This is a genomic window from Chitiniphilus shinanonensis DSM 23277 (assembly GCF_000374805.1).
Classification (GTDB): Bacteria; Pseudomonadota; Gammaproteobacteria; order Burkholderiales; family Chitinibacteraceae; genus Chitiniphilus; species Chitiniphilus shinanonensis.
Map to the genome: position 1 here is coordinate 134305 of NZ_KB895335.1, position 25838 is coordinate 160142.

General features: G+C 67.2%; 28 protein-coding genes and 1 pseudogene. 22 read left to right on the forward strand and 7 right to left on the reverse strand.

Annotated features, from left to right (window positions below):
* Positions 1-5 precede the first annotated feature (5 nt).
* From lptC to C556_RS0102665, 11 genes are all read left to right on the forward strand, one after another.
* A complete protein-coding gene (lptC, locus tag C556_RS0102615; protein WP_018746672.1) occupies positions 6-575 on the forward strand; it encodes an LPS export ABC transporter periplasmic protein LptC in 570 nt (189 codons plus the stop codon).
* Positions 556-1062, forward strand: a complete 507-nt coding sequence (gene lptA, locus C556_RS0102620; protein WP_018746673.1) for a lipopolysaccharide transport periplasmic protein LptA — start codon at positions 556-558, stop codon at positions 1060-1062. The genes lptC and lptA overlap by 20 nt, the downstream gene beginning before the upstream one ends.
* Positions 1059-1790 carry an LPS export ABC transporter ATP-binding protein gene (gene lptB / locus C556_RS0102625; RefSeq protein WP_018746674.1) on the forward strand — a complete coding sequence of 244 codons (732 nt, stop codon included), beginning with the start codon at positions 1059-1061 and terminating at the stop codon, positions 1788-1790. The genes lptA and lptB overlap by 4 nt, the downstream gene beginning before the upstream one ends.
* A 39-nt stretch (positions 1791-1829) precedes the next feature.
* Positions 1830-3245, forward strand: a complete 1416-nt coding sequence (locus C556_RS0102630; protein ID WP_018746675.1) for an RNA polymerase factor sigma-54 — start codon at positions 1830-1832, stop codon at positions 3243-3245.
* 63 nt (positions 3246-3308) lie between these two features.
* On the forward strand, positions 3309-3632 hold the full coding sequence (gene hpf / locus C556_RS0102635; protein WP_018746676.1) for a ribosome hibernation-promoting factor, HPF/YfiA family: 324 nt from the start codon (positions 3309-3311) through the stop codon (positions 3630-3632).
* Positions 3633-3734: 102 nt separating this feature from the next.
* The gene (gene ptsN, locus C556_RS0102640; protein ID WP_026262747.1) at positions 3735-4202 is read left to right on the forward strand and encodes a PTS IIA-like nitrogen regulatory protein PtsN; all 468 of its coding nucleotides are present in this window, start codon (positions 3735-3737) and stop codon (positions 4200-4202) included.
* Between the two features lie 125 nt (positions 4203-4327).
* Positions 4328-5272, forward strand: coding sequence for an HPr(Ser) kinase/phosphatase (gene hprK, locus C556_RS0102645; protein WP_018746679.1), 945 nt, complete (start codon positions 4328-4330; stop codon positions 5270-5272).
* Complete coding sequence (gene rapZ, locus C556_RS0102650) at positions 5269-6144, forward strand: RNase adapter RapZ (protein ID WP_018746680.1); 876 nt, start codon at positions 5269-5271, stop codon at positions 6142-6144. The genes hprK and rapZ overlap by 4 nt, the downstream gene beginning before the upstream one ends.
* Positions 6141-6509: a NusG domain II-containing protein gene (locus C556_RS0102655; RefSeq protein WP_018746681.1), complete on the forward strand. Its 369-nt coding sequence runs from the start codon at positions 6141-6143 to the stop codon at positions 6507-6509. Before rapZ ends, C556_RS0102655 begins: the two co-directional genes overlap by 4 nt.
* A complete protein-coding gene (locus C556_RS0102660; protein WP_018746682.1) occupies positions 6493-7011 on the forward strand; it encodes a Gx transporter family protein in 519 nt (172 codons plus the stop codon). Before C556_RS0102655 ends, C556_RS0102660 begins: the two co-directional genes overlap by 17 nt.
* The gene (locus tag C556_RS0102665; RefSeq protein ID WP_018746683.1) at positions 7008-7607 is read left to right on the forward strand and encodes a flavin prenyltransferase UbiX; all 600 of its coding nucleotides are present in this window, start codon (positions 7008-7010) and stop codon (positions 7605-7607) included. The genes C556_RS0102660 and C556_RS0102665 overlap by 4 nt, the downstream gene beginning before the upstream one ends.
* A gap of 169 nt (positions 7608-7776) precedes the next feature.
* Here the strand turns inward: C556_RS0102665 and C556_RS0102670 are convergent, their stop codons facing one another.
* The 3 genes from C556_RS0102670 to dtd form a co-directional block, all read right to left on the reverse strand.
* Entirely contained in the window at positions 7777-9153 is a 1377-nt protein-coding gene (locus C556_RS0102670) for an MATE family efflux transporter (protein WP_018746684.1), read from the reverse strand.
* Complete coding sequence (locus C556_RS22715; RefSeq protein ID WP_157235753.1) at positions 9096-9413, reverse strand: hypothetical protein; 318 nt, start codon at positions 9411-9413, stop codon at positions 9096-9098. The genes C556_RS0102670 and C556_RS22715 overlap by 58 nt, the downstream gene beginning before the upstream one ends.
* 345 nt (positions 9414-9758) lie before the next feature.
* Entirely contained in the window at positions 9759-10211 is a 453-nt protein-coding gene (gene dtd, locus C556_RS0102680) for a D-aminoacyl-tRNA deacylase (RefSeq protein WP_018746686.1), read from the reverse strand.
* A 324-nt stretch (positions 10212-10535) separates the two neighbouring features.
* Here dtd and asd point away from each other — a divergent pair, with 324 nt between their 5' ends.
* Complete coding sequence (gene asd / locus C556_RS0102685; RefSeq protein WP_018746687.1) at positions 10536-11642, forward strand: aspartate-semialdehyde dehydrogenase; 1107 nt, start codon at positions 10536-10538, stop codon at positions 11640-11642.
* Between the two features lie 115 nt (positions 11643-11757).
* Positions 11758-12153, forward strand: coding sequence for a hypothetical protein (locus C556_RS21380; protein ID WP_018746688.1), 396 nt, complete (start codon positions 11758-11760; stop codon positions 12151-12153).
* A 7-nt stretch (positions 12154-12160) separates the two neighbouring features.
* Here C556_RS21380 and C556_RS19030 read toward each other — a convergent pair whose 3' ends face one another.
* A complete protein-coding gene (locus C556_RS19030) occupies positions 12161-12688 on the reverse strand; it encodes a hemerythrin domain-containing protein (protein WP_018746689.1) in 528 nt (175 codons plus the stop codon).
* Positions 12689-12993: 305 nt separating this feature from the next.
* Here C556_RS19030 and gshA point away from each other — a divergent pair, with 305 nt between their 5' ends.
* The 9 genes and pseudogenes from gshA to C556_RS0102740 all read left to right on the forward strand — a co-directional run bounded on the left by gshA (position 12994) and on the right by C556_RS0102740 (position 22471).
* The gene (gene gshA / locus C556_RS0102700; RefSeq protein ID WP_018746690.1) at positions 12994-14286 is read left to right on the forward strand and encodes a glutamate--cysteine ligase; all 1293 of its coding nucleotides are present in this window, start codon (positions 12994-12996) and stop codon (positions 14284-14286) included.
* 1 nt (position 14287) lies between these two features.
* Positions 14288-15265, forward strand: coding sequence for a glutathione synthase (gshB, locus tag C556_RS0102705; RefSeq protein WP_018746691.1), 978 nt, complete (start codon positions 14288-14290; stop codon positions 15263-15265).
* A 256-nt stretch (positions 15266-15521) separates the two neighbouring features.
* Positions 15522-16454 (forward strand): FAD:protein FMN transferase, encoded by a 933-nt coding sequence (locus C556_RS0102710; RefSeq protein ID WP_018746692.1) that lies wholly within the window; start codon positions 15522-15524, stop codon positions 16452-16454.
* Between the two features lie 172 nt (positions 16455-16626).
* Positions 16627-17022 carry a PTS sugar transporter subunit IIA gene (locus C556_RS0102715; protein WP_018746693.1) on the forward strand — a complete coding sequence of 132 codons (396 nt, stop codon included), beginning with the start codon at positions 16627-16629 and terminating at the stop codon, positions 17020-17022.
* Positions 17023-17040: 18 nt separating this feature from the next.
* Positions 17041-17313: an HPr family phosphocarrier protein gene (locus C556_RS0102720; protein ID WP_018746694.1), complete on the forward strand. Its 273-nt coding sequence runs from the start codon at positions 17041-17043 to the stop codon at positions 17311-17313.
* 22 nt (positions 17314-17335) lie between these two features.
* Positions 17336-19055 (forward strand): annotated as a pseudogene (gene ptsP / locus C556_RS24240) (phosphoenolpyruvate--protein phosphotransferase).
* Between the two features lie 34 nt (positions 19056-19089).
* Entirely contained in the window at positions 19090-20718 is a 1629-nt protein-coding gene (locus tag C556_RS0102730) for a GGDEF domain-containing protein (RefSeq protein WP_018746697.1), read from the forward strand.
* Positions 20715-21809 (forward strand): tetratricopeptide repeat protein, encoded by a 1095-nt coding sequence (locus tag C556_RS0102735; protein WP_018746698.1) that lies wholly within the window; start codon positions 20715-20717, stop codon positions 21807-21809. Before C556_RS0102730 ends, C556_RS0102735 begins: the two co-directional genes overlap by 4 nt.
* Complete coding sequence (locus C556_RS0102740; RefSeq protein WP_018746699.1) at positions 21806-22471, forward strand: class I SAM-dependent methyltransferase; 666 nt, start codon at positions 21806-21808, stop codon at positions 22469-22471. The genes C556_RS0102735 and C556_RS0102740 overlap by 4 nt, the downstream gene beginning before the upstream one ends.
* A 239-nt stretch (positions 22472-22710) precedes the next feature.
* On the opposite strand, the gene C556_RS0102745 is transcribed toward C556_RS0102740, so the two are convergent.
* From C556_RS0102745 to C556_RS19040, 3 genes are all read right to left on the reverse strand, one after another.
* The gene (locus tag C556_RS0102745) at positions 22711-23826 is read right to left on the reverse strand and encodes a patatin-like phospholipase family protein (RefSeq protein WP_018746700.1); all 1116 of its coding nucleotides are present in this window, start codon (positions 23824-23826) and stop codon (positions 22711-22713) included.
* Between the two features lie 134 nt (positions 23827-23960).
* Complete coding sequence (locus C556_RS0102750) at positions 23961-24878, reverse strand: LpxL/LpxP family acyltransferase (protein ID WP_018746701.1); 918 nt, start codon at positions 24876-24878, stop codon at positions 23961-23963.
* A complete protein-coding gene (locus C556_RS19040; RefSeq protein ID WP_040430209.1) occupies positions 24871-25743 on the reverse strand; it encodes a lysophospholipid acyltransferase family protein in 873 nt (290 codons plus the stop codon). Before C556_RS19040 ends, C556_RS0102750 begins: the two co-directional genes overlap by 8 nt.
* Positions 25744-25838: the final 95 nt, after the last annotated feature.

A 25838-nucleotide genomic window follows, 5' to 3' on the forward strand; every position in this document is an offset into this window, starting at 1 on the left:
CCGGGATGCGCTGGTCTTCCAAATTCCTGCCGTTCGCCCTGCTGATCGTGCTCGGCATGCTGGTGTGGCTGCTGAACGAAGCCGCCCGCCTGCCCGACCTGCCGCCGCACCTGCGCTCGGGCGAGCCGGATCTGGTGCTGGAAGACATCGACGCGATGCGCTTCAGCGAAACCGGCCAGCCGCTGCTCAAGGTGGAAGCCGAGCGCAGCCGCCACTATCCCAACGACAACAGCACCTGGTTCGACAACCCGCACCTCACCTACACCGAGGCGGATCAACCGACCATGCGCGCCGTGACCACCCTGGCGCAGGGTTTGCAGAACACCAAGCGCGTCTGGTTCCCCCGCGAAGTCACCGTCACCCGCGACCCGGTGGGCGATCAATCCGAACTCGTGGTGCACGGCAAGGAAGTCTGGATGACCACCGACACCCGTCGCGCCTGGTCCGACGCGCCCGTCACCGCCACCATGGGGCCCTACCGCGGCAGCGGCGTGGGCTTCGAAGCCGACATGAACGCCGGCACTCTCCTGTTGAAATCCAAAGTGAGCACGACCTATGTACCGCCTCGCCCTTAGCCTCACCGTCCTCGGCCTGATCGCCGGCACCGCTCAGGCCGAGACGGCCGACCGGGAAAAGCCGATGAACATCGAGGCGGACCGTGCCACCTACGACCAGAAGCAATCGCTCGGCACCTATACCGGCAACGTGATCGTCACCCAGGGCACCATGACCCTGAAATCCGCCTACCTGACCGTGCGCCAGGACCCGGAAGGCAACCAGTTCGCCACCGGCAACGGCAACCCGGTCGACTTCAAGCAGCGCATGGACGCCGGCGAATGGGTGATGGCCAAGTCGCAGCGCTTCGACTACGACGGCAAGGCGGGCATCCTCAAGCTGATGGACAAGGCGTGGGTGCGCCGCGATACCGGCGACGAAGTGATCGGCGACGTGATCATCTACAACCTCAACACCGAAACCTACGAGGCGCAGGGCGGCACCAGCGGCGGCAAGCCCGGCCGCGTCAACATCACCATCCAGCCGAAGAAGAAGGAAGCCCAATGAGCCAGACCAGCCGGCTTTCCGCCACCGGACTGATGAAGCGATACAAGAAGCGCACCGTGGTGCGCGACGTATCGCTGGAAGTCGAAGCCGGCGAAGTGGTCGGCCTGCTCGGCCCCAATGGCGCAGGCAAGACCACCAGCTTCTACATGATCGTCGGCCTGGTCGCCAAGGACGGCGGCGCCATCTCGCTGGACGAGCGCGACATCGGCCAGATGCCGATGCACCAGCGCGCGCAACTGGGCCTGGGCTACCTGCCGCAGGAAGCGTCGATCTTCCGCAAGATGACCGTGGCCCAGAACATCATGGCCGTGCTGGAACTGCACGAGCGCAACGAGGAAAAACGCAACGCGCGGCTGGAGGAACTGCTGCACGAGCTGCACATCGCCCACCTGCGCGACAGCGGCGCGATGTCGCTGTCCGGCGGCGAGCGGCGTCGCGCCGAGATCGCCCGGGCGCTGGCCGCCGACCCGCGCTTCATCCTGCTCGACGAACCGTTCGCCGGGGTCGATCCGATCGCGGTGATGGACATCCAGCGCATCATCGCCTTCCTCAAGGAGCGCGGCATCGGCGTGTTGATCACCGATCACAACGTGCGGGAGACCCTGGGCATCTGCGACCGCGCGTACATCATCTCCGACGGCGCGGTGATGGCGTCCGGCCACCCCTCCGAGATCATCAGCAACGAACAGGTCCGCAAGGTCTACCTGGGCGAACACTTCCGCATGTGACCTGATGCGCTCCCGACCCCTCCTCCCCTTCCGCGCGCGATGAAGCAGTCTCTTCAGCTCAAGCTGTCGCAGCAGCTCAACCTCACCCCGCAATTGCAGCAGTCGATCAAGCTGCTGCAACTCTCCACACTCGAATTCCGCCAGGAGATCGAACGCTACCTGATCGAAAACCCCTTGCTGGAACCCGGCGAGGATCGCGGCGAAGGCCCAGGCGACGGCGAGGGTGACGCCCCAGCCGAATCGACCGGCGACGACAGCGGCAGCGAATACGGCGCCGAAGGCGACGACTGGAACTGGGGCAACGGTTCCGGCGGTGGCAGTGGCGGGCAAGGCGACGACGACGATTTCGACCCGGCCTCCAATACCGCCCGCGAGCTGACGCTGCGCGAACACCTGCTGGAACAGGCCGGACTGCTGCCGCTGCCCGCGCTGGACCGCGCGGTGCTGGGCCTGCTGATCGACGCCCTCGACGACGACGGCTTCCTCACCCAACCGCTGGAAGAGATCTTCGCGCAGCTGCCCGAGGAACTCATCGCCGAGACCGGCCTCGAACTGGAGGACCTGTCGGTGGCGCTGGCCCGGATCAAGCAGTTCGAACCGATAGGTGTCGGAGCGCGAGATATGGCCGAGGCACTGGCAATGCAACTGCGCCAGCTGCCGGCGGATGACATCCGTCAACTGGCGCTGCAATTGGTCGAGGGGCATCTCGATTTACTCGCGGCGCGTGACTACACTAGGCTCAAGAAAGCACTCAAGTGCGACGACGCGCAGCTCAAGGCGGCCAACACGCTGATCGTGGGATTGAACCCCCGGCCGGCGGCCAGATGGGCGGCGCTGACACCCCGCTACGTGATCCCCGATGTGATCGTCTACAAGGCGCGGGGCAAGTGGCGGGCAAGGTTGAACGAAGCGGCACGACCGCGTTTCAGGGTGAACCGGATGTACGCCGATATCCTGCAACGTAGCGAAGGTGGGGTGCTGGCGCGGGAACTACAGGAGGCCCGCTGGCTGGTGAAGAGCGTGCAACAGCGTTTCGACACCATCCTGCGAGTCGCCGAGGCGATCGTGGCGCGGCAACATGCGTTCTTTGAACACGGCGAGGTGGCGATGCGGCCGATGGTGCTGCGCGACATCGCCGAAGAGCTCGAACTGCACGAATCGACGATTTCGCGGGTAACGAGCCAAAAGTATCTGCATAGTCCAAGGGGACTCTTCGAATTCAAGTACTTCTTCGGCAGCCACGTCGAAACCGAAGCCGGCGGTGAATGCTCGGCGACGGCGATCAAGGCCATCATCAAACAGCTGATCCAGAACGAGGACAAGAACAAGCCGCTTTCAGACAGCGCGCTCGCCGAGACGCTGTCGAGGCAAGGGATCGTGGTTGCGCGGCGAACCGTTGCCAAGTACCGGGAAGCGATGCAGATCGCCCCCGTCAATCAGCGCAAAACCCTGTAGGGTGGGCGTCGCTTCCTCGGCGGCACCACGTCACGCGGGGATCAACGCAGAAGGAGCAGACTTATGAACCTCAAACTCAGCGGACATCACCTGGAAATAACCCCGGCAATTCGCGAATACGTCACCAACAAGGTGGAACGTATTACACGCCACTTCGATTCCGTGATCGACGTAGGCGTGATCCTCTCGGTGGAGAAGCTGCAGCATAAAATTGAGGCTACCGTGCATGTACGCGGTCGTGACATCCATGTCGAAGCCATCGACGAGGATATGTACGCCGCCATCGACCTGCTCAGCGACAAGCTGGATCGCCAGATCGTCAAGCACAAGGAAAAGCTGATGGATCATCGTGGCGAAAGCATCAAGCACCAGGCTGTCGCGGAATAACCCGCTCGCTGTGCACAGAAACGGGAACCGGAGGGTTCCCGTTTTTCGTTTGCCCGCCCACAGGGCTACAATAGCCGCGTCATTTCGAGGGCCTCCACCAGAATGAGCCTGATATCCAAGATCTTGCCCAGTTCGAACGTTTTCCTGGAGATGGACGTCGGCAGCAAGAAGCGCGTTTTCGAGCAGGTGGGCATCCTGTTCGAGAACAGCCACGGCATCGCGCGCAGCGTGATCTTCGACAGCCTGTTCGCCCGCGAAAAGCTCGGTTCCACCGGTCTGGGCCAGGGCGTGGCGATCCCGCACGGCCGGATCAAGGGCCTGAAGGAAGCCACCGGCGCCTTCGTGCGGCTGAAAACCCCCATTCCGTTCGACGCGCCCGACGGCAAGCCGGTCTCGTTGATCTTCGTGCTGCTGGTGCCCGCCAACGCCACCGACCTGCATTTGCAGATCCTGTCCGAACTGGCCCAACTGTTCTCGGACAAAACCATACGCGACCAACTCGCCGCCAGCGAAGACACGGCGGCCACCTGGAAGCTCATCACCAGCTGGGAGCCGTACTCGGCGCTGTGAGCGAGCCCGGCCCGCGCCCAGGCCAGGGGCGCAGGCGCCGCGGGCTGTCCCGGCAAGTGTGGTACCGTTCAGCACACGCCACCCGGCGATGACGCCGGCCCTCGAACAGGTTCCGACTACACGCGATGCCGCAGATCACCGTACGCCAGCTCTTCATCGACAACGCCGAGAAACTCCGGCTCACCTGGGTCGCCGGGCAATCGGGCGCCAACAGCCTGCTCACCAACGACGCCAGCGAGCAGAAGCCCAAGCTCGCGCTGGTCGGTCACCTGAACTTCATCCACCCCAACCGGGTGCAGGTCCTGGGCATCGCCGAGGTCAATTACTTCCAGGGCCTGTCGGCCGACGCGCAGAAGGAGTCGGTCGAGCGCCTGTTCGCCAACGAGATGGCGGCGATGATCGTCGCCAACAGCCAGCCGGTGCCCGACGCGCTCAAGGAAGCCGCCGAGCGCTACCACGTTCCGCTGCTCACCTCGCCGGAGCAGTCGCCGTACCTGATGGACGTGCTGCGCTACTACCTGTCGAAAGCGCTGGCGGTCTCCACCCACCTGCACGGGGTATTCCTCGACGTGCTGGAAGTGGGCGTGCTGCTGACCGGCGAGTCATCAATGGGCAAGAGCGAACTGGCGCTGGAACTGATCTCGCGCGGCCACGGCCTGGTAGCCGACGACGTGGTCGAGGTCTACCGCACCAACCCCGAAACCCTGGAAGGCCGCTGCCCACCGATGCTGCGCGACTTCCTCGAAGTGCGCGGGATCGGCGTGCTGAACATCCGCACCATCTTCGGCGAAACGGCGGTGCGGCCGAAGAAAACCCTCAAGCTGATCATCCACCTGGCCAAGGCCAGCGGCGAAACCCTGGCGCCGATCGACCGCCTGCAGATGCAGGCCGCCACCCAGGAAATCCTCGGCGTGCCGATCCGCAAGCTGGTGATCCCCGTGGCCGCCGGCCGCAACCTCGCCGTGCTGGTCGAGGCCGCCGTGCGCAACTACATCCTGCAACTGCGCGGCATCGACTCCACCCGCGAGTTCATCGAACGCCACCAACGTTTCATGGAAATGGGCGAATGACGCACAAACGCCAACAGGTCGTCCTGCTTTCCGGTCTGTCCGGCGCCGGCAAGAGCGTGGCGCTCAAGGCGCTGGAGGACCTGGGCTACTTCTGCATCGACAACCTGCCCTCGCCGCTGCTGCCGCAAAGCGTGGCGCTGCTCGACGAGGACGGCTATCCGCGCGTCGCCATCGGTATCGACGTGCGCAGCGCCCACAGTTTCGTCTCGTTCCCCGAGCATCTGGACGCGCTGTTCGAGCTGAACCTGGACGTGCGGCTGCTGTTCCTGGAAGCCAAGACCGAAACGCTGGTGAAGCGCTTCTCGGAAACCCGCCGCAGCCATCCGCTGGCCTCGGGCGAGTTGACCGTGTTCGAAGCCATCGCGCTGGAACGCGAGATGCTCGAATACTTCTCGTCGCTGGCGCACCGCATCGACACCACCGACCTGTCCGCCTCGCAGTTGCGCTCGTGGCTGCGCGACTTCGTCGCGCTCGACCGCTCGCGGCTGACGCTGATCTTCGAATCGTTCGGCTTCAAGCAGGGCATCCCGCTCGACGCCGACTTCGTGTTCGACGCGCGCTGCCTGCCCAACCCGCACTACGACCCCGAACTGCGCCCGCTCACCGGCCGCGACCAGCCCGTGATCACCTTCCTGGAGCGCGAGGAGATGGTCGGCAAATACCTGACCCACGTGCTGGGCTTCCTGGAACGCTGGCTGCCCGAATTCGAGCGCGACCACCGCAGCTACGTCACCGTGGCCATCGGCTGCACCGGCGGCCAGCATCGCTCGGTCTACCTGGCGGAGCAGCTGGCGCGCCATTTCGCCGTCAACCGCCAGGTGCTGGTCCGCCACCGCGAGCGGCCCGAACTGGCCACACCGCCGCATCGATGATCGAGGCGGTACGGCCCGGCGACTGGCTGATCCTGGGCCTGGGCGCGCTGCTGGCCGGATGGCTGTTCTGGTGGAACTGGCAGCAGCCCGCCGCGACGCGGGTACGCGTCTACAGCAATGGCCGGATCTACGCCGAGATCGACCTCGCGGCCCACCGTCGGCTCGACGTGCCCGGCCCGCTCGGCATCACCCGCGTCGAGATCGACCGCGGCCGCGCCAGGGTCGCCGCCGACCCCGGCCCGCGCCAGTACTGCGTGCAAAGCGGCTGGCTGGCCCGCGCCGGCGAGAGCGCCATCTGCCTGCCCAACCACACCGCCATCGCCCTGGTCGGGCGCACCGACGCCTACGATGCACTCGGCTACTGAACCGCCGCCGATCGACGCCGCCGACCGGCGCATCGCCGGCTACGCCGCCATCGCCATCGCACTGTCGGTGATGGAGGCCGCGATCCCGACGCCGGTACCCGGCATCAAGCCCGGCCTGGCCAACATCGTGGTACTGCTGGTGCTGTGGCGCCACGGCTGGGCGGAGGCCGCCTGGGTCGCCCTGCTGCGCATCTTCGGCGCCTCGCTGGCGCTGGGCGGACTGTTCTCGCCGGGCTTCGCCCTCAGCGTAGCTGGCGGCCTTGCCAGCCTCGGCATGCTGGTGCTGGCCCGACACCTGCCGCGACGCTGGTTCGGCCCGGTCGGCATCTCGGTGCTGGCCGCCTTTGCCCATATCGCCGGCCAGCTGCTGCTGGCCCGCTGGTGGCTGATCCCGCACGAAGGACTATGGCGGCTGGCGCCGTTGTTCGCCGTCGCCGCGTTGCTGTTCGGGCTGGTCAACGGCCTGATCGTGGCGCGGTTGTTGAAAAAGGAATCCCCATGAAAACCATCACCGTCGCCTTTACCGGCGCCTCCGGTCTGGTCTACGGACTGCGTACCCTGGAATGCCTGCTGGCCGCCGGCTGCACCGTGCACGTGCTGTACACCCAGGCTGCGCAGATCGTCGCGCGCGAGGAATTGGGCGTCACCTGGCCCGGCCGCGCCGAAGCGCTGGGCGAGCTGCTGCGCGAGCAGTTCCAGGTGGACGCCGCCCGCCTCAAGGTGTGGGGACAACAGGAATGGTTCGCACCGATGGCGTCCGGCTCCAACCCGGGTGACGGCATGGTGGTGGTGCCGTGCACCATGGGCGCGCTGGCCGCCATCGCGCACGGCAACTCGGACAACCTGCTGGAGCGCGCCGCCGACGTGATGATCAAGGAACGCAAGACGCTGATCGTGGTGCCGCGCGAAGCGCCGTTCTCGGCATTGCACCTGGAGAACATGCTCAAGCTGGCGCGCCTGGGCGTGGTGGTACTGCCGCCCAACCCCGGCTTCTACCACCAGCCGCAAAGCATCGCCGACCTGGTCGACTTCGTGGTGGCGCGCATCCTCGACCAGCTTGGCGTGCCGCACCAGTTGCAACGGCGCTGGGGCGAGTAAGCGCGGCTAGCAAAACCCTCCTGGCTGTGTCGCGCGGGGACGCCGAGCCTCACTTGCCGTACGCCTTGCACTGTCTGCGTTTCGCGCTTCGTGCCAGGACCGCTACGCTGGGTTTTGTCAGCCGCTCCGGAGTCCGGCGCGGCGGCGCCGATAGATTTTTATCAGTGCTTTATGCCGCTCGGCTCGGCGCCAGCCGCAACCGGGACACCCGGCGGAACAGCAGCACCAGCGCGATCGCCGCGAACGACAGCGCCACCACCAGCGCCAGCCAGTAGCCACGGGCGCCCCAACCCGCCCAGCCGAAGCCGCCGAACGCCAGCAGATAGCCCAGCGGCAGCCCGATCGCCCAGAACGCGGTCACGTGCACCACCATCGGCTGGCGCGTCACCTTGTAACCGCGCAGCACCCCGGCCGCGACCACCTGGGTGGCGTCGGCCAATTGGAACACCCCGGCGAAGATCAGCAGGCTGCCCGCCAGCGCCAGCACCGCCGCGTCGCGCGTATACCAGCTGGCGACAACGTGGTTGCCGACGATCATCAGCAGCGCCGTACAGCTGGCCACCGCCAGGCCGATGCGGATCCCGGTCCAGCCGACGAAGCGCGCATAGGCCGGATCGCCCGCGCCCAGCGCCTGTCCCACCCGCACCGTCATCGCCGTGCCCAGCGCCGACGGGATCATGAAGGTAAGCGATGCCATGTTCAGCGCCACCTGGTGCGCCGCCACCGACACCGTGCCCAGCCGCGCCATCAGCAGCGCCACACCCGAGAACGCGCTGACCTCGACGAAGAACATCGCCCCCACCGGCAGCCCCAGCTTGAGCAACTGCCATTGCAGACCCCAGTCGATGCCGCGCCAGTGCTTCAGCGGATCGGTATCGCGGTACACCGGCGAGATCTTGATCCAGACGACCATCAGCACCAGCGTGAACCAGGTGCACATCGCCGTGGCCCAGCCGCAACCCACCGCGCCCAGCGCCGGCATGCCGAAGTGGCCGTAGATCAGCACCCAGTTCAGCGGCACGTTCAACGCCAGCCCCGACAGCGCGATCACCATCATCGGCTTGGTCGCGTTCAGGCTGGCGCTGTAGCCGTACAACACGCGGAACAACGCGAAGCCCGGCAGCGCCCAGGTCACCGCGCGCACGAAACCGCGCGCCTTGGCCTCCACCAGTGGCTCCAGCCCCAGGTGTCCCAGCAGCGGCTGCGCCAGCCAGGCCACGCCCCAGGCGATCAGGCCCCACACCAGCCCCTGGTACAGCGCCTGCTGCGCCACGCCGGGAATCTCGGCGCGGCGCTGGCCGCCCACCGCGTGCGCGATCAACGGGCTGGCGGCCAGGGTCAGGCCGATCAGGGTCACGATCATCATCACCCAGATCGACGCGCCCACCGACACCGCCGCCAGGTCGCCCGCCGACACGTGCCCCGCCATCACCGCATCGACGAAGGCCGTGCCGGTGCTGGCCAGCTGGCCGACCATGATGGGCCAGCTCAGTGTCCAGAGGCTGGCGAGTTCGTCCTTGAAATGATGTTGGGGTGACTGCGGCATAGCGGGGGAATCTCGAATTGCCCGATCAGCTCGGGCCAGCGTTGTTGCAACGAAAGCGCGGTATGCACCGACAGGTCGAACACCAGCAGACTGCCGTCCTGGCGGCGTTCGACGGCAAAGCCCAGTGCGCGCAAGGCGCTTTCGGCACGAGGCACCTGGGATTCGGCACCGCGGCACGCGCTCAGGCGCAGGCAGCGGCGATGGAGGGACGGCACCGGTTGGCGCGCGGGAACGTCATCGGGGTAGAAGCAATCGTACATGGCGACCTCCTGAAGCGACAGCAACAGTCGGCCGCCCTGCGCGGCCGACGCTTTAGCGGATTCGCCCGTCCGGGCCGCGCTCCGCAAGTTGTCGATTAACTCGGCGCGTACAACACACATCGATTCCGGCCATCGCCATCGCGGCGATGACGGCAAGCCGCGCAAAACGCACGGCGTACCGGCAAAACAAAAAACCCGCGTGGCCGCGGGTTGGTCGGCACGCTTTAGCTGTATTTGTTGAAGCGCCCGCAAGCTGGCAGTCAAATCGGCGCTGTGTCGTTGGTTTTTACGCCCGCCGGCCCGCAGGCGTCAAGCGCGATGTTGCGCCCGGCGCGCGAGTGCGCGCTATTCGGGATTGCGCGAATCGAGCAGCAGCGTCACCGGCCCGTCGTTGACCAGCGCCACCTGCATGTCGGCGCCAAATACCCCCGTCGGCACCGATCGTCCCAGCGCCTGCGACAACTGCGCCACGAAGCGCTCGAACATCGGCCCGGACACCTCGCCGGGCGCCGCGCGACTCCACGACGGCCGGTTGCCCTTGCGGCAACTGGCGAACAGGGTGAACTGCGACACCGCCAGCACGTCGCCGCCCGCGTCCAGCACGCTGCGGTTCATCACCCCCGCCTCGTCGGCGAAGATGCGCAACCGCGCCAGCTTGCCGACCATCCACGCCAGATCGTCGTCGCTGTCGCTGCCCTCCATCCCCACCAGCAGCAACAGCCCCGGCCCGATCTGCGCCACCGTGGCCTCGCCCACCCGCACCGCCGCCTGGCTTACCCGCTGCACCAGCACCCGCATCGCCGTTCCTCCGATCCAAAGCCCGCAGTCTACGAGGCGGCACCGCGCCAGTGGAATCGCGAAGCGGGCGGGACGCGCGCCCGGTCGCCATGCGGGGCGGCGCATCGGCACACGGATATCCGCGCCGAGCGGATGCCGGAAGCATGAATCCCGTCGGTCCGCTGCGCCCGATTCGGCCGTCGATTCAAATACTTGCCCACCACCGGCCATCGCCCCATTCCGCCGTCCGGCCCCTTGCTGCACTGCGCCACCGGCTGGCGCGGCACGGCGTTTTTCACTAACATCAGGGGCTTACGTTCAACGCTCTATCCAAAGGAAATGATGATGAAGAAAGTTGGCCTCGTCGGCTGGCGCGGCATGGTCGGCTCGGTGCTGATGCAGCGCATGCAGGAAGAAAAGGACTTCGACCTGATCGAGCCGGTGTTCTTCACCACCTCGCAGGCCGGCCAGCCCGCCCCGGCCATCGGTGGCGCGACCGGCACGCTGAAGGACGCCAAATCCATCGACGACCTCAAGGCGATGGACATCATCATTTCCTGCCAGGGCGGCGACTACACCACCGAGATCTTCGGCAAGCTGCGCGCCGCCGGCTGGAACGGCTACTGGATCGACGCTGCCTCCACCCTGCGCATGGAAGACGACGCCGTCATCATCCTGGATCCGGTGAACCGCGGCGTGATCGACGCGGCGCTGGCTCGTGGCGTGAAGAACTACATCGGCGGCAACTGTACCAACTCGATCCTGCTGATGGGCGTGGGCGCGCTGTTCCGCGAAGGGCTGGTCGACTGGGTCAGCTCCATGACCTATCAGGCCGCATCCGGCGGCGGCGCCAACCACATGCGCGAACTGCTCAAGGGCATGGGCGTGGTCTATGGCTCGGTGGCCGACGAACTGGCGACGCCGGCTTCCGCCATCCTCGACATCGACCGCAAGGTGGCCCAGACCATCCGCAGCGACGTGCCGACCGAATACTTCGGCGCCCCGCTCGCCGGCGGCCTGATCCCCTGGATCGACAAGCAGCTGGAAAACGGCCAGTCCAAGGAGGAATGGAAGGGCCAGGCCGAGGTGAACAAGATCCTCGGCAACGCCACCCCGATCCCGGTCGATGGCCTGTGCGTGCGCATCGGCGCCATGCGCTGCCACAGCCTGGCGCTGACGCTGAAGCTGAACAAGAACCTGCCGCTGGCCGAGATCGAATCGATCATCAAGTCGGGCAACCAGTGGGTGAAGTGGGTGCCGAACGACCGCGAAGTCACGGTCAAGGAACTCACCCCCGCCAGCATCACCGGCGGTCTGGAAGTGGGCGTGGGCCGCGTGCGCAAGCTGAACATGGGCCCGGACTACGTGTCTGCCTTCGTCATCGGCGACCAGTTGCTGTGGGGTGCCGCCGAGCCGCTGCGCCGCATGCTGCGCATCCTGCTGGAAGACTGATCCGCCCCAGGCGGCCCCAGCCGGGGCCGCGCCGCGCAGTAAGAGCCTGTTCCAAGGCCACCAAAAAGGACGGGACGCCTCGCGTCCCGTTTCTTTTGCCTGGAGACCGAACGACATGTTGTGGACCATGCTGAAACGCCTGGGGCGCGCACCGACGCGCGAACAGGAGGAAAGCCCGCTGCTGGCGCCGACTCAGTTGCTGCCGGCCACCCGCGAGCGGCAGGAGGCCAAGGCCAGCCACCCGCTCAATCATTCGCTGCTGTACCGCATCAAGCGCGACGCGCTGGCCATCGTCGCCGACATGAACCGCGGCGTCGCCATGCCCGACTGCGCGCTGCTGGCACGCCAGCTCGCCTTCGTGCAGAAAGAGCTGATCCAGGCCGCCTATCACGACGAATCGCTGCCGCGCGAGCAGCGGCAGACCCTGGCGCGTTATCACGCGCTGAACATCCGCCAGGGCATCGGCGAGCGACGCGACCGGCCGCTGCGCGGCGTCGGCGCCGACAGCTGAAGCGGCCTCAGCCCTCGCCCGGCCGGCGACGCGCCGCCATCCGCTCACCCATGCGGGCCAGTTCCTCCGGCCGCAGCAAGGTCTCCGCCCACGGGTAGACGTAGGTTTCCTCCCGGTCGGCGTGCGCGATGTATTGCGCGGCGAAGCGTTCGGCCCGCGCCTCGTCCAGCGCCACCGCCACGCCTTGTACCACCTGCGCCAACTGCTCGCGCCACACCCGCCATTGCGCACCGAGCACGTCGTGCTCGGCCTGCAACGCGCGCAGGGTCTGCAACGGCTCGCCGCTGAGCCGGCCGCCCAACAGCGCGAACAGATCGTCGTCCTCGTCGGCATGGTGCAACGGCGCCGCCACGTCGAAGTAGCGCAGGATGGCGCGCGCCGCCTCCGCCGCCTGGGCATCGGCGCCGTGCTGCGCGAGGTGCGCGGCCAGCCTGGGCAGCAGCGCCGCGTAATGGCGCACCCGTTCGTGGCAGGCGTGCAGCATGGCCAGCGGATCGTCGAAGCCCACGGCTTCGGTTTCGAAAGGGTTGCGCATGAAAAAGGCCCGTCGGATCGTCGAAACTCAATGATAACCCCGCCGTATCGCCCGCTCCTGCGCAGGATCAGACCCGACACCCGGCCTCCGCCGTGGTCGCGGCATCACCCAGGTTGTGGCACCTTCTTGATTCTGGATCGGCCAGCCTCATATTAGGGCGAATCGATCTTCAAACGCGGGTGGGCCCCGAGCCGCCAGCGCCTGCACTGAAGACCAACCATGACAACGCCCGCCCCGACCGCTCCGGTTCGCGTGGCCGGTTTTCGACGGCTTGTTTCCGGCCGTGGCAAAAAAGGACCTCCTCCATGAGCGTACCGCATCTCGTCACCGCCCTTTCGGGCCCGATCCTCGACCTGGAACGCAAGATCCTCGCCGCCCAGCCGGAGATCGAACACTGGTTCCGCAATCAATGGCAGGAACTGACGCCGCCGTTCTACGGCTCGGTCGATCTGCGCAATGCCGGCTACAAGCTGGCGCCGGTGGACATGAACCTGTTCCCCGGCGGCTTCAACAACCTGAATCCCGATTTCCACCCGCTGGCGGTGCAGGCCGCGATGGGCGCGCTGGAAAATCTCTGTCCCAGCGCGCGCCGCCTGCTGCTGGTGCCCGAGAACCACACCCGCAACACCTTCTACCTGCAGAACGTCGCCGCGCTGGTGCGCATCCTGCGCCAGGCCGGGCTGGCGGTGCGGCTGGGCAGCCTCAACCCCGACATCATCGAGCCGACCACGCTCGACCTGCCCGATGGCCAGAAGCTGGTGCTCGAACCGCTGGAACGCCACGGCGACCGCCTGACCCTGCCCGGCTTCGATCCCTGCGTGGTGCTGCTGAACAACGACCTGTCCGGCGGCATTCCGTCCATCCTGCAGAACCTGGAACAACAGGTGCTGCCGCCGCTGCGCGCCGGCTGGTCCACCCGCCGCAAGACCAACCACTTCGCCGCCTACGATCATGTCGCCGGCGACTTCGCCCGCCTGATCGGCATCGATCCGTGGGTGATCAACCCGTACTTCGACCACGTGGACGGCCTGGACTTCCACCAGCGCGACGGCGAGGACCGGCTGGCCGCGTCGGTGGACGCCATGCTGGCGCGCATCCGCCGCAAGTACGCCGAGCACGGCATCGACCACGAGCCCTTCGTCATCGTCAAAGCCAACGCCGGCACCTACGGCATGGGCGTGATGAGTGTGAAGTCGGCGGACGAGGTGCGCGGCCTCAACCGCAAGCAGCGCAACAAGATGTCGGTGGTCAAGGAGGGCCTGGAAGTGCACGACGTGATCGTGCAGGAAGGCGTGCCCACCTTCGAGCACATCGACGACGCCGTCGCCGAGCCGGTGGTCTACATGCTGGACCGCTTCGTGATCGGCGGCTTCTACCGCGTGCACACCGGCCGCGGCCCGGAAGAGAACCTCAACGCGCCGGGCATGCACTTCGCGCCGCTGGCCTTCGCCACACCGTGTACCACGCCCGACTGCGACGGCGCGCCCGACAGCGAGCCGAACCGCTTCTACGCCTATGGCGTGGTCGCCCGCCTGGCCCTGCTGGCCGCCGCCCACGAACTGGAGCCGGCGACGCAGGAAGTCGCCCTGGCGGTCTGACATGACGACACGACTGCTGGTCGTCGCCGACGCCCCCCGCGGCTTCAAGATCCACAAGGATTCCACCTACGTCATGCTGCGCGAGGCCGCGCGGCGCGGCTGGGCGCTGTGGATCTGCGAAACCGCCGACCTGCGCGTGCGCGAAGGCGTGGTCGAGGCCCGCGCGCGGCCGCTGGCCTTCACCGACACCCAGGAATACCAGCGCTGGTTCGAATTGGGCGGCGCCGAGACCCAGGCGCTGCGCGACTTCGACGCGGTGCTGATGCGCACCGATCCGCCGTTCGACCAGCAATACCTGTACGCCACCCACCTGTTCACGCTGGCCGAACGCCAGGGCGCGCGGGTGTTCAATCCGGGCCAGGCGCTGCGCGACTACAACGAGAAGCTGTCCATCCTGCGCTTCCCCGAGGTGATCGCCCCCACCCTGGTCAGCCAGCGCGGCGCCGACTTGCGCGAATTCCTGTCCGAGCACGGCGACATCATCCTCAAGCCGCTCGACGGCATGGGCGGCAGCGGCATCTTCCGCCTGACGCGGCAGGACCCGAACATCGGCTCCATCATCGAGACCCTCACCGCCGACGAAACGCGCACCGTGATGGCGCAGCGCTACATTCCGGCCATCGTCGACGGCGACAAGCGCATCCTGCTGATCGACGGCAAGCCGGTGGACTGGTGCCTGGCGCGGGTGCCGCTGGCCGGCGAGACGCGCGGCAACCTTGCCGCCGGCGGCACCGGCTACGCCCGCCCGCTCAGCCCGCGCGATCGCGAGATCGCCGAATCGCTCGGCCCCAGGCTGGCGGCGGATGGCCTGCTGCTGGTGGGGCTGGACGTAATCGGCGACTACGTCACCGAGATCAACGTCACCAGCCCGACCTGCTTCCAGGAGATCACCCAGCAAGCGGGCATCGACGTACCGGCCTTGTTCATCGACGCGCTGGAGCGCAAGGTCGCCGCCGCGTCGCACCGGCAAGAGGGTTGAGGTAGTAATGCTGGGAAGGGGGAAGAGGGAAGGGGGAAGGGTCAAGGCAGCTTGGTGGTCCGCGTGGCGCAGTGTCCGTTCGACAATCAACAACACCTGGCACAACCACCGGCCCACCCTTCCCTCTTCCCCCTTCCCTCTTCCCTCCCACATCCTTCCCACCAAACGCTGGCTCGCCCCTCTGCTCGCGCTGGCGCTGGCCGGCTGCGGCCAACCCCCGCTCTACCAGCAGACCGGCTTCGTATTCGGCACCAAGGTGGACATCGCCATCTGGGGCCTGCCCGAGCCGGTGGCCGCCAGGCATGCCGCCGCGGTGCTGGCCGAGCTGGACCGCCTGCACGCCCGCCTGCATCCCTGGCAACCGTCGCCGCTCACCCAGCTCAACGCCGCCCTGGCGCGCGGCGAGGCCGGCAACGCCGACGCCGAGCTGGTCGGGCTGATCGAACAGGCGCGCGGCTACGCCCGGCGCAGCGACCAGTTGTTCAACCCCGCCATCGGCGGCCTGATCGGGCTGTGGGGCTTTCATGCCGACCAGTACGCGGCACGCCTGCCCGATCCGGCACGCGTCGCGGCGCAGGTGGCCGCGCATCCCACCCTGGACGATCTGCAAATCGTCGGGTCCAGCATCGGCAGCACCAATCCGGCGGTCCAGCTCGACTTCGGCGGCTTCGCCAAGGGCTGGGCGCTCGACCGCAGCGCCAACTACCTGCGCCGCCACCGCGTCTACAACGCGCTGATCAATATCGGCGGCAACGTGCTGGCGCTGGGACGCAAGGGCGAGGAACCGTGGAAGGTGGGGCTGCAACACCCGCGCCAGCCGCGCGCGATGGCGGTGATCGCGCTGCGCGACGGCGAAGCCATCGGCACTTCGGGCGACTACCAGCGTTACTTCGAAGTCGGCGGCCGGCGCTACAGCCACCTGCTCGATCCCCGCACCGGGCAGCCGGCCCGCACCATGCAGTCGGCCACGGTGATCGCGCCGCCGTCGCTGGAGGCCGGCGCCGTCTCGGACGCCGCGACCAAACCGATCTTCATCGGCGGGCGCGAACATGCGCTCGACTACGCCGGCCGCTTCGGCGTCGGCGACGTGCTGCTGGTGGCCAACGATGGCAGCGTGTTCGTCAGCGCCAGCATGCAGCCGCGCCTGCAATGGCTGGTGCCGCCACCGCACCTCTACCGGCTGCGCTGAGCGCCATGGCGATACCCGCAGGTAAGCATCGGATGAGCCCGATCCGCCCCGCCACCAGGCAGCGTGGACGCAGAATCGAGTTGCCACGATCCAGGACAATATCCCTGAGTGCACCCCTGCGGGGTTTTCAGTTATAACGTCAGAAAACCGCACATTCAGGAAAGCTGCCCGCATGGTCGGAATCGTCATCGTTACCCATGTCAGCCTCGGTGAAGCGCTGATTTCGTGTGCCCAGCACATCATGGGTCGTCCGCTCGACAATCTGGCGCAACTGGCCGTCAGCAAGGCCGACGACCCGGACGACGTGGTACGCCGCGCCCGCGAGCTGGTGCAGTCGCTCGACGACGGCTCGGGCGTGCTGCTGCTGACCGACATCTACGGCGGCACCCCGTCCAACGTCGCCAACCGCCTGATCGAGCCGAACCGGGTCGAGGCCGTGGCCGGCGTCAACCTGCCGATGCTGGTCCGGGCGCTCACCTATAGTCATCAGTCGCTGGAAGTGGTCGTCAGCAAGGCGATCACCGGCGGCCTGGAAGGCGTGCTCTACATGCTGCCGCCGCTCGAGTAATGCAATCGGAAGTCACCCATGACGCAACAGGAAGTCGAAATCGTCAACAAGCTCGGCCTGCATGCCCGGGCGTCGAGCAAGTTCACCCAACTGGCCAGCCAGTTCAGGTGCGAAGTATGGATCACCCGCAACCAGCGGCGCGTCAACGCCAAATCGATCATGGGCGTGATGATGCTGGCCGCGGGCAAGGGCAGCAGCATCATCATCGAAACCGACAACGGCCCGGATGAGCGGGAAGCCATGGACGCGCTGGTCGCGTTGGTGGCGGACCGCTTCGGCGAGGGCGAGTAAACCAGCGGGCGAGGAGAGGCGGATGGGCATCACGCTGCACGGCATCGGCATCGGCGGAGGCGTCGCCATCGGGCACGCCCACGTGATCTCGCACAACGAGATCGAGATCGCGCACTACACCATCGCCGAGCAGGACGTTCCCCAGGAAATCGCCCGCTTCGACGGCGCCATCCGCCTGGCGCGACAGGAGCTGGAAACGCTGTGGGGCAGTATTCCCGAGCATGCCCCCGCCGAGCTGGGCGCCTTCCTCAGCCTGCACATCATGCTGCTGAACGACCACACGCTGACCGCCGAGCCGCACCTCATCATCGAGGCCCAGCACTGCAACGCCGAATGGGCACTCAAGCAGCAGCTCGACATCCTGCTGGCGCAGTTCGACGAGATCGAAGAGGAATACCTGCGCGAGCGCCGCGCCGACGTGATCCAGGTGACCGACCGCATCTTCAAGGCGCTGGCCGGACACCACAGCCAGCCCCCGGCGCCGGCGCGCCCGGACAGCATCCTGGTGGCGCACGACCTGTCGCCCGCCGACATGGTGCTGTTCAAGGACACCGAATACCACGCCTTCATCACCGACGTCGGCGGCCCCACCTCGCACACCGCCATCCTGGCGCGCAGCCTCGACCTGCCGGCGGTGCTGGCGCTGCGCCATGCCCAGGCGCTGATCCGCGAGGACGAGCTGATCATCGTCGATGGCATCAACGGCGTGGTCATCGTCGACCCCGACGAGCAGGTGCTGGTGGAATACCGCGCCCGCCAGAGCGACTGGCAGGCCAGCCAGCGCGCATTGCAGGACATCCGCTACGCCCAGCCGGTGACGCGCGACGGCGAGGAGATCGAGCTGCTGGCCAATATCGAGCTGCCCGCCGACACCGCGCAGGCGCTCGCCCAGGGCGCCAGCGGCGTCGGCCTGTTCCGCTCCGAGTTCCTGTTCCTGCGCGACGAGGACGACCTGCCCACCGAGGACGAACAGTTCGAGGCCTACCGCCAGGTGGCCGAATCGATGCAGGGCCACCCGGTGGTGATCCGCACCATCGACCTGGGCAAGGACAAGATCCCCAAGTGGCAGGAGGAAAGCGATTCGCCCAACCCCGCGCTGGGCGCTGACCGGCATCCGCCTGTGCATGGCCGAGACGCAGTTGTTCCGCACCCAGTTGCGCGCGCTGCTGCGCGCCTCGGCCTACGGCAAGATCAAGCTGCTGGTGCCGATGCTGTCCAATCTGAACGAAGTGCGGCAGACCCGCCGCCACCTGGAAGAGATCAAGGAACAGCTCGCCGCCGACGGCATTCCGTTCGACGCCGGCATCGAGCTGGGCGGGATGATCGAAGTGCCGGCGGCCGCGCTGACGGTGGGCGCCTTCCTCAAGCAGCTCGACTTCGTCTCCATCGGCACCAACGACCTGATCCAGTACACGCTGGCGGTGGACCGCAACGACGACGCGGTGTCCTACCTGCACGACCCGCTGCACCCGGCGGTGATCCAGCTGCTGCACCACGTGATCAGCACCGCCGACCGCATCGGCAAGCCGGTGTCGATGTGCGGCGAAATGGCCGGCGACCCGCAACTGACCACCTTGCTGCTGGCGTTGGGCCTGCGCCGCTTCTCGATGCTGCCGGCCCAACTGCTCAAGGTGAAGCGCCGCATCCTCGACGCCGACATGGGCAAGTTGCAGCGCGCCGTTCCCGAACTGTTGCAGGCCGAGGACGCCAACGCCGTCCGCGCCCTGCTGGCCGATTTGTAGTGGGCGACGATACGCCGACCCAGAGGGGGTCATCTTGACCGACCCGGACGAGCAGGACATCGACGCCGACATCGCCCAGCGGCTGGCCGAAGCCAAGGCGATGTTCGCGCCCAAGTGCGAGGAATGCCTGACGCTGGCGACCCAGGTCGCCACGCTGGCCGCCCGCCACGGCAACGTGCGCGCCGAAGCCGAGGCGCGGCTGTGGTGGGGCCGCTCGCTGCTGGTGATGATGGGCGCCGCGCCCGCCCTGCCGGTGCTGCGGCGCGCGCTGCGACTGGCGCTGGAGCTGGACGACAAGCGCCTGCTGGCCGACGTGCACCTGTCGCTGGCGCAATGCCACGTCGGCAGCAACACCCCCGCCGCCTTGCAGAACTGGCTGAAGAGCCTGGAACTGGCGTTGCAGATCGACGCCGTCGACCTGTACGCCGAGGTCTACCTGGGCATCGGCAATCTCTACCTGCTGCACGACGACCTGAATTCCGCGCTGCACTACCACGCCATCGCTACCGAGTTCGCCAGCGCCCAGCGCGACCGCGACCTGCGCGCCAAGAGCAACATCCATCTGGCGTCGATCCTGGTCAAGCTGGAACGCCACGCCCTGGCCGAGCACGTGCTGCACACCGCCGAGGCCGAATTGATCCTGCCGCTGCGCCGCGACTGGCAGGCGGAGATCTACAACTACCTGGGTGCCATCCACATGCGCCAGCGCCACGTGGAGCAAGCGCGGGATTTCCTCGAACGCGCCTACGCCATCAACCTGGACGCCGGCTTCCTGTGGGGACAGACCGTCAACCTGCTCGGGCTGGGGCAACTGGCGCGCGCCCAGGGCGACGACGTCCAGGCCGAGCAATACCTGCTGCGCGCCACCGAGGTGGTCGCCAAGTTCGAATCGCCCAACCTGGTGCAGCAGATCCACCTGGAGCTGTCGCAGCTGTACGAGGCGCGCGGCGACTTCGTGCGCGCGCTGATGCACCACGTCGGCTACCACGACCACTACATGCTGATCATGAAGAACGATCTGTCGGCGCGCCTGAACAGCCTGGCCTCGCGCCGGCTGGCCGCGGCCGAGATCCGCCTCAAGCTGCTGTCGTCCGAGATCGAACTGAGCCAGCTGCGCCAGCAGACCAGCGAGCGCGCCTCGCGCATGAAGCAACTGGAAGCCGCCGCCTACCGCGACGCGCTGACCGGCGTGCTCAACCGCCGCGCACTCGACGAGCGCCTGCCGCTGGAGATCCAGGAAGCGCACGAGCAGGGCTACCCGCTGTCGGTGGCGGTGCTCGACTTCGATCATTTCAAGCACGTGAACGACCGTTTCTCGCACCTGATCGGCGACAAGGTGTTGCAGGCCGGCGTGGCGCGGGCGCAGGAAACGTTGCGCGACGGCGACCTGCTGTACCGCTACGGCGGCGAGGAATTCGTGCTGGTGCTGCCGCACACGAACGCCATCGGCGCGCTGCATGTGGCCGAGCGGGTAAGGTCGCGGGTGGCGGAACACGACTGGGACAGCATCGTCGCCGGCCTGTCGGTCACCATCAGCGTCGGCGTCGCCATGCTGAGCGACGACGACCAGGTGGAGGACATCGTCGGCCGTGCCGACGCGGCGCTGTACCAGGCCAAGCAGGGCGGCCGCAACCGTGTCTTCATGCAAAGCGAGGAAGCATGAGCAGCCCCGACGAAGCCCCGCTGGAACAGCGCATCGCCACCTTCATCCAGCTCAACTACGCGCTGGAACCCGAGGTGGTGACGCGCGCCAACGCGCTGCTCAACGAAGCCCGCGCGCTCGGCCAGCCCGCCCTGGTCGGGCAGATGCTGCTGGAGCGCGCCAGCGCCATGTTCGAGAACGGCTCGCGCCAGCAGGCGCTGGAAAGCGCGCGCGAAGCGCAGCGCTACATCGCCGCCAACCACCTCGACGCGCTCAGGGCTCAGGCCCAGGACCGGCTGGCCATGTACTGCTACGACATGGCCGAATACCTGCGCGCGCTCGATGCCTGGCTCAAGTGCCTGGAATACGCCAGCGAGCAGAACGATACCTACTGGTGCGCGCGTGCCTATATCGGCGTCGGCAAGGTCTACGACGCGCTCAACGACTACTCCACCGCGCGTTACTTCCACGGCGTGGCGCTGCAACTGGCCGAAAAGCAGGGCAACCGGCGGCAGGTGTGCCAGATCCAGATCAACCTGGCCAGCGTGGCCTACAAGCTGCACGACTACGACCGCGCACTGGAGGCGTTGAACAGCGCCAGCGAGTGCATGGAGCAGCTCGATATGGAAACCGACATCTGGCAGGCCGAGGTGGTGTCCTACTACGGCCTGGTGTACTTCGAGCGCGGCGAATACCAACAGGCCGAGCACTACCTGAACCAGGCGCACCAGATCTACCGCTCGCACGGCAACCGCTGGGGCGAGACGCAGGTGCTGCTCAACCTGGGCCGCACCTACCGCAAGCTGGGCCGCACCGAAGAAGCGCTGGAATACCTGCTCAACGCCGACCGGCTGGCGCAACTGGCCAACCTGTCGCCGCTGATGCTGCAGACCGAGGAGCTGCTGTCGCAGACCTACCTGGAAACCGGCCGTTACCGCGAGGCGCTGATCCACCACAAGCGCCTGCACGAAGTGCTCGCACGGCTCAACCGCAGCCAGGGCAGCCCGGTACGCCTGTCCAAGACCACCGCCAACCGCCTCAAGGAGCTGGAACACCAGCTCGACCTCGAACGCATCCGCATCCGTTGCGGCATCGGCATCGCCCGGGCATGAGCCTCGACACCGTGCACCACGACGCCACGCTGGCGGATTACCTGGCCCGCGTCGGCTGGCGCGAACCGCTGGCCCTGGCCGCGCTGCGCGCCGAAACCGCCGGCCACCGCCTGGGTCACATGCAACTGGCGCCGCAGCAGGGCGCACTGCTGGCGTTGCTGCTGCGCCTGATCGGCGCTACGCGCTACCTGGAAGTGGGCACCTTCACCGGCTACAGCGCGCTGACCGCGGCGCTGGCGATGGGCGAATCAGGCCGGGTGACCGCCTGCGACGTCAGCGACACCTTCACCCGCATCGCCCGCCGTCACTGGGAAGACGCCGGCGTGGCCGGGCGCATCGAACTGGTGATCCAGCCCGCGCTGCTGACATTGAATGCGCTGCTCGCCGATGGTGCCGCCGGCAGCTTCGACTGCGTGCTGATCGACGCCGACAAGCCCAGCTATCCCGCCTACTACGAACGCGCGCTGCAACTGGTGCGCCAGGGCGGGCTGATCGTACTCGACAACATGCTGCTGGGCGGCCGCGTACTGGCCCGCCAGGACAACGAACCACCCGGCGTCGCCGTGGTGCGCGCCCTCAACGCCTCGCTGCTCGACGACCAGCGCGTCGAACCCTTCCTGCTGCCGCTGGGCGACGGCATGACGCTGCTGCGCAAGCGGTAGCTGGTGGGGAAGCCTGGGTTGAATTCCAAATCTTGAAACACAGAGGGCACAGAGAACACAGAGCATCACAGAGGAAAACCTTAGAAGGGAGTGGGGTTCTGCCTGCCGAAGTCGTGAATTCAGATACGACGCCGGCCTGCGTGAAACACCCATTCTCTTCTCGCCTTTCTCTGTGAATCTCCGTGTTCTCTGTGCCCTCTGTGGTTCAAGATTTGGGGTCTAGCAACCCCTCCCCCACCTCACCCCGTCGCATCCGCCAGCACCCAGTCCTCGGGCAATGGGGCGACCGATTCGTCGTAGGTGATGCCCAGGGTGGCGGCGTGCTCGCGGCAGAAGGCGAGTCCGATGTCGAAGCCGGCGCGGTACAGGTCGTGCATGTTGGAATACGACCAGTCGAACATCTCGGCCCAGCGGTCGGCCGGGAATTCGTCCGACAGCAGCGACACCCGCAGCAACTGGCGCTTGGCGCTGCCGTCCGGGTTGCGGTTGTAGACCAGATCGAACAGCTTCAGGTCGTCCTTGGCGATCTCCACCAGCGGCGTGATGATCGACATCACCCAGGCGTCGTACAGATCGCGCGGCGGGCGCAGCAGCGCGTCGGCGCCCAGCACGTCGAACACCACCAGCGCGCCGATGTCGGGCTGCACGCCGTCCGGGCCCACCAACGCCTTGAAGTTCAGCGTATCCAGCGCCGCGCCCTCGATATAGTGCTCCGGCTTGCCGTCGGCGCCGGGCAATACCGTGGGCGGATAGAGGAACGGGAACGACAGCGCGGCGCGGAAGCGTTCCACGGTGATCTCGCCGCCCCGCCATTGCACCATCTCGTGCCGGTTCAGGTTGTAGGCGTTGAGGTAGATCGGCGTGGTCGACTCGGCCAACCGCGAGAAATCGACCACTTCCTCGATGAACGGCACGTGGGCGCACAAGCCCAGGCTGCGCAGCGTCAGATCGGTCGGCGTCGCCACCGCCCACATCAGCCGTACCCAGTCGGCCCAGGCGCGCCAGGCCGGACTCTGCTGCGACAACTGGTCCACCATCGCCGCGAACGGCGAGCGCGCCAGCTCGGCACGGAACTGCTCGGCCAGCACCCCCGGCTTGCTGAATACCTTGTAGTTCACCGGCATCAGCCGGTAGATCGGATCCGACACCCCCATCTGCACCATCGACGCCAGCGCGGCGATCGGATTGCCCGACTTGGGCGCGGCATACAGCAGGCCCACCAGCGCGCCCGCGCCCGAGGTGGAGATCACGTCGAAGCGCACTTTCTGGCGGATCATCGCCGACAAGGCACCCGCCATCAGCGGCATGTTGGGCGCGCCACCGCCGACGATCAGCGCCGTCTTGGGCTGGGGCATGAGGACTCCTTTGTTGCAATGCAGCGAAATAGGAACACCCAGGCATTATGGCAGGCGCGGCACCGCCGCCAAGGCAGTCCGGTCAATCAAAGCAAACTATGGAGAAAAACGAGCGTTTCGCCGTGCTACGACGCTCAGCCCTTGCGGCCGTAGCGATCCGGCTCGCCGGGCGGGCGGGTCTTGAAGCGGCGGTGCAGCCAGAAATACTGCGGCGTGCACTCCAGCACCCGCGCCTCGATGAAGGCATTCATGCGCCGGGTGTCCGCCTCGGCATCGTCCGAGGGGAACTGCTCCCACGCCGGGTAGAAGCGCGTGACGAAGCGGTTGCCCTCCAGCGTGGTCACCATCGGCACCACCGCCGCGTTGCTCAGCTGCGCCAGCCGCGACAGCGCCGGCACCGTGGCGGTCGACACCCCGAAGAACGGCACGAAGATCGATTCGGACGGCCCCAGGTCCTGGTCGGGCAGGTAGTACAGCGATGCGCCCTTGCGCATGGCGCGCACCACCTGGCGGATGCCGTCGGTGCGCCGGAACAGCAGCGGCGGCCCGAAGCGGCTGCGGCCGAAGCGCAGCAACAGGTCGAACGGGTTGTCGCGGGTGGAGGTGTAGATGCTGGCGCCCCAGTGGTCGAGCGTGTGGCGGATGCCGCCGAAATCCAGCCCCACGAAGTGCGGCGCCAGCGCGATGATCGGCCGCCCCTGGATCGCCAGGTAATGCTCGTAGCCCTCGCGCACCACCAGCCGCTCCAGCCGGGCCGGGCGGGAGAACCACAGGATGCCGTAGCTGAGCAGGCAGGCGCCGAACGCGTGGTAGTGCCCGCGCAGCAGGCGTCGCCGATCGGCCAGCGTGCGCTCGGGGAAGCACAGCTCCAGGTTGCGCAGCCCCACCCGGCGGCGATTGGGCACCAGGTACAGCAGCTCGCCCAGCGCCACACCCAGCCAGCGCAACAGCGGGAACGGCAGAAAGCGCAGCAGCCAGAACGGCACGGCCAGCAGCCTAGCCTGCCAGGGCAGGTCATCCCAGGTGAGCGCCTTGTTGCCGTCTTCAGCCATGCGTCGGCTCCGGCGCGCCCGACGGGCGCTTGTAGCGGTTGTAGCTCCACAGGTACTGCGCCGGGGCGATGCGGATCAGCCCCTCGACGTTGGCGTTGACCAGCGCGGCGTCGGCCTGCGCGTCGCCGCTGAACGCGCCCTGCAACGGTCGCACATGGATACGGAAGCCGCGGCCCCACGACAGGCGCTCGGCGAAGCAGAACAGCACGCTGGCGTCGGTGCTGCGCGCCAGCCGCGCCAACAGCGTCATGGTGTAGGCCGGCCGGCCGAAGAACGGCGCCCATGCACCTTCGCCGGCGCCGGGCGCCTGGTCCGGCAGCATGTACACCGACTGGCCCTGCTTGAGCGTGCGCAGCAGCTGGCGCACCCCCTGGGCATTGGCCGGCGCCGCCTGCGCCCCGCCCCGGGTGCGCGAGGCCAGCATCAGCGGCTCCAGCGCCGCGATGCGAGGCGGGCGATACAGCGCGGTCAGCAGGCGCGGCTGGCTGGCCGCCAGATAGGCGCCGCAGACCTCGATCGAACCCAGGTGCGGCGAGACGAAGATGATCGGCGCCTGGCGCGCCACCGCGTCGTCCACCGCCTGCCAGCCATCGCGCTCGACCACCAGCGCAGCCACGCTCGGCAGCGGCCGCAGCCAGGCCGGGATCAGCTCCAGCGCGCCCATGCCATGCGCGGCAATACTTGACCGGATCAATCGGCTATAATCGGCGTCGCTCGCCGCCAGCCCCGAACGGCGCAGGTTGTCCGCCATTCGCCGCCGATAGGTCGGCGACCCCCACCAGGTCAGCCAGCCCAGCAGCCAGCCCACCGCGTGAAAGAACGGGAGCGGCAATCGGGCCAGTGGTTTGAGCAGTGCAACGAGCATCGAATGGCAATACGCGGGGGAAGTCCCGGATTTTAGCGGCTTTGCCCCCCGCCTACACCCCCAAAGCGCCCGTCATCGCCCCGGGCGGACCGGAA

Coding starts and splice junctions, on each gene's coding strand:
- lptC (WP_018746672.1), top strand. CDS start 6: ATGCGCTGGTCTTCCAAATTCCTGCCGTTCGCCCTGCTGATCGTGCTC.
- lptA (WP_018746673.1), top strand. CDS start 556: ATGTACCGCCTCGCCCTTAGCCTCACCGTCCTCGGCCTGATCGCCGGC.
- lptB (WP_018746674.1), top strand. CDS start 1,059: ATGAGCCAGACCAGCCGGCTTTCCGCCACCGGACTGATGAAGCGATAC.
- C556_RS0102630 (WP_018746675.1), top strand. CDS start 1,830: ATGAAGCAGTCTCTTCAGCTCAAGCTGTCGCAGCAGCTCAACCTCACC.
- hpf (WP_018746676.1), top strand. CDS start 3,309: ATGAACCTCAAACTCAGCGGACATCACCTGGAAATAACCCCGGCAATT.
- ptsN (WP_026262747.1), top strand. CDS start 3,735: ATGAGCCTGATATCCAAGATCTTGCCCAGTTCGAACGTTTTCCTGGAG.
- hprK (WP_018746679.1), top strand. CDS start 4,328: ATGCCGCAGATCACCGTACGCCAGCTCTTCATCGACAACGCCGAGAAA.
- rapZ (WP_018746680.1), top strand. CDS start 5,269: ATGACGCACAAACGCCAACAGGTCGTCCTGCTTTCCGGTCTGTCCGGC.
- C556_RS0102655 (WP_018746681.1), top strand. CDS start 6,141: ATGATCGAGGCGGTACGGCCCGGCGACTGGCTGATCCTGGGCCTGGGC.
- C556_RS0102660 (WP_018746682.1), top strand. CDS start 6,493: ATGCACTCGGCTACTGAACCGCCGCCGATCGACGCCGCCGACCGGCGC.
- C556_RS0102665 (WP_018746683.1), top strand. CDS start 7,008: ATGAAAACCATCACCGTCGCCTTTACCGGCGCCTCCGGTCTGGTCTAC.
- C556_RS0102670 (WP_018746684.1), bottom strand. CDS start 9,153: ATGCCGCAGTCACCCCAACATCATTTCAAGGACGAACTCGCCAGCCTC.
- C556_RS22715 (WP_157235753.1), bottom strand. CDS start 9,413: ATGTACGATTGCTTCTACCCCGATGACGTTCCCGCGCGCCAACCGGTG.
- dtd (WP_018746686.1), bottom strand. CDS start 10,211: ATGCGGGTGCTGGTGCAGCGGGTAAGCCAGGCGGCGGTGCGGGTGGGC.
- asd (WP_018746687.1), top strand. CDS start 10,536: ATGAAGAAAGTTGGCCTCGTCGGCTGGCGCGGCATGGTCGGCTCGGTG.
- C556_RS21380 (WP_018746688.1), top strand. CDS start 11,758: ATGTTGTGGACCATGCTGAAACGCCTGGGGCGCGCACCGACGCGCGAA.
- C556_RS19030 (WP_018746689.1), bottom strand. CDS start 12,688: ATGCGCAACCCTTTCGAAACCGAAGCCGTGGGCTTCGACGATCCGCTG.
- gshA (WP_018746690.1), top strand. CDS start 12,994: ATGAGCGTACCGCATCTCGTCACCGCCCTTTCGGGCCCGATCCTCGAC.
- gshB (WP_018746691.1), top strand. CDS start 14,288: ATGACGACACGACTGCTGGTCGTCGCCGACGCCCCCCGCGGCTTCAAG.
- C556_RS0102715 (WP_018746693.1), top strand. CDS start 16,627: ATGGTCGGAATCGTCATCGTTACCCATGTCAGCCTCGGTGAAGCGCTG.
- C556_RS0102720 (WP_018746694.1), top strand. CDS start 17,041: ATGACGCAACAGGAAGTCGAAATCGTCAACAAGCTCGGCCTGCATGCC.
- C556_RS0102735 (WP_018746698.1), top strand. CDS start 20,715: ATGAGCAGCCCCGACGAAGCCCCGCTGGAACAGCGCATCGCCACCTTC.
- C556_RS0102740 (WP_018746699.1), top strand. CDS start 21,806: ATGAGCCTCGACACCGTGCACCACGACGCCACGCTGGCGGATTACCTG.
- C556_RS0102745 (WP_018746700.1), bottom strand. CDS start 23,826: ATGCCCCAGCCCAAGACGGCGCTGATCGTCGGCGGTGGCGCGCCCAAC.
- C556_RS0102750 (WP_018746701.1), bottom strand. CDS start 24,878: ATGGCTGAAGACGGCAACAAGGCGCTCACCTGGGATGACCTGCCCTGG.
- C556_RS19040 (WP_040430209.1), bottom strand. CDS start 25,743: ATGCTCGTTGCACTGCTCAAACCACTGGCCCGATTGCCGCTCCCGTTC.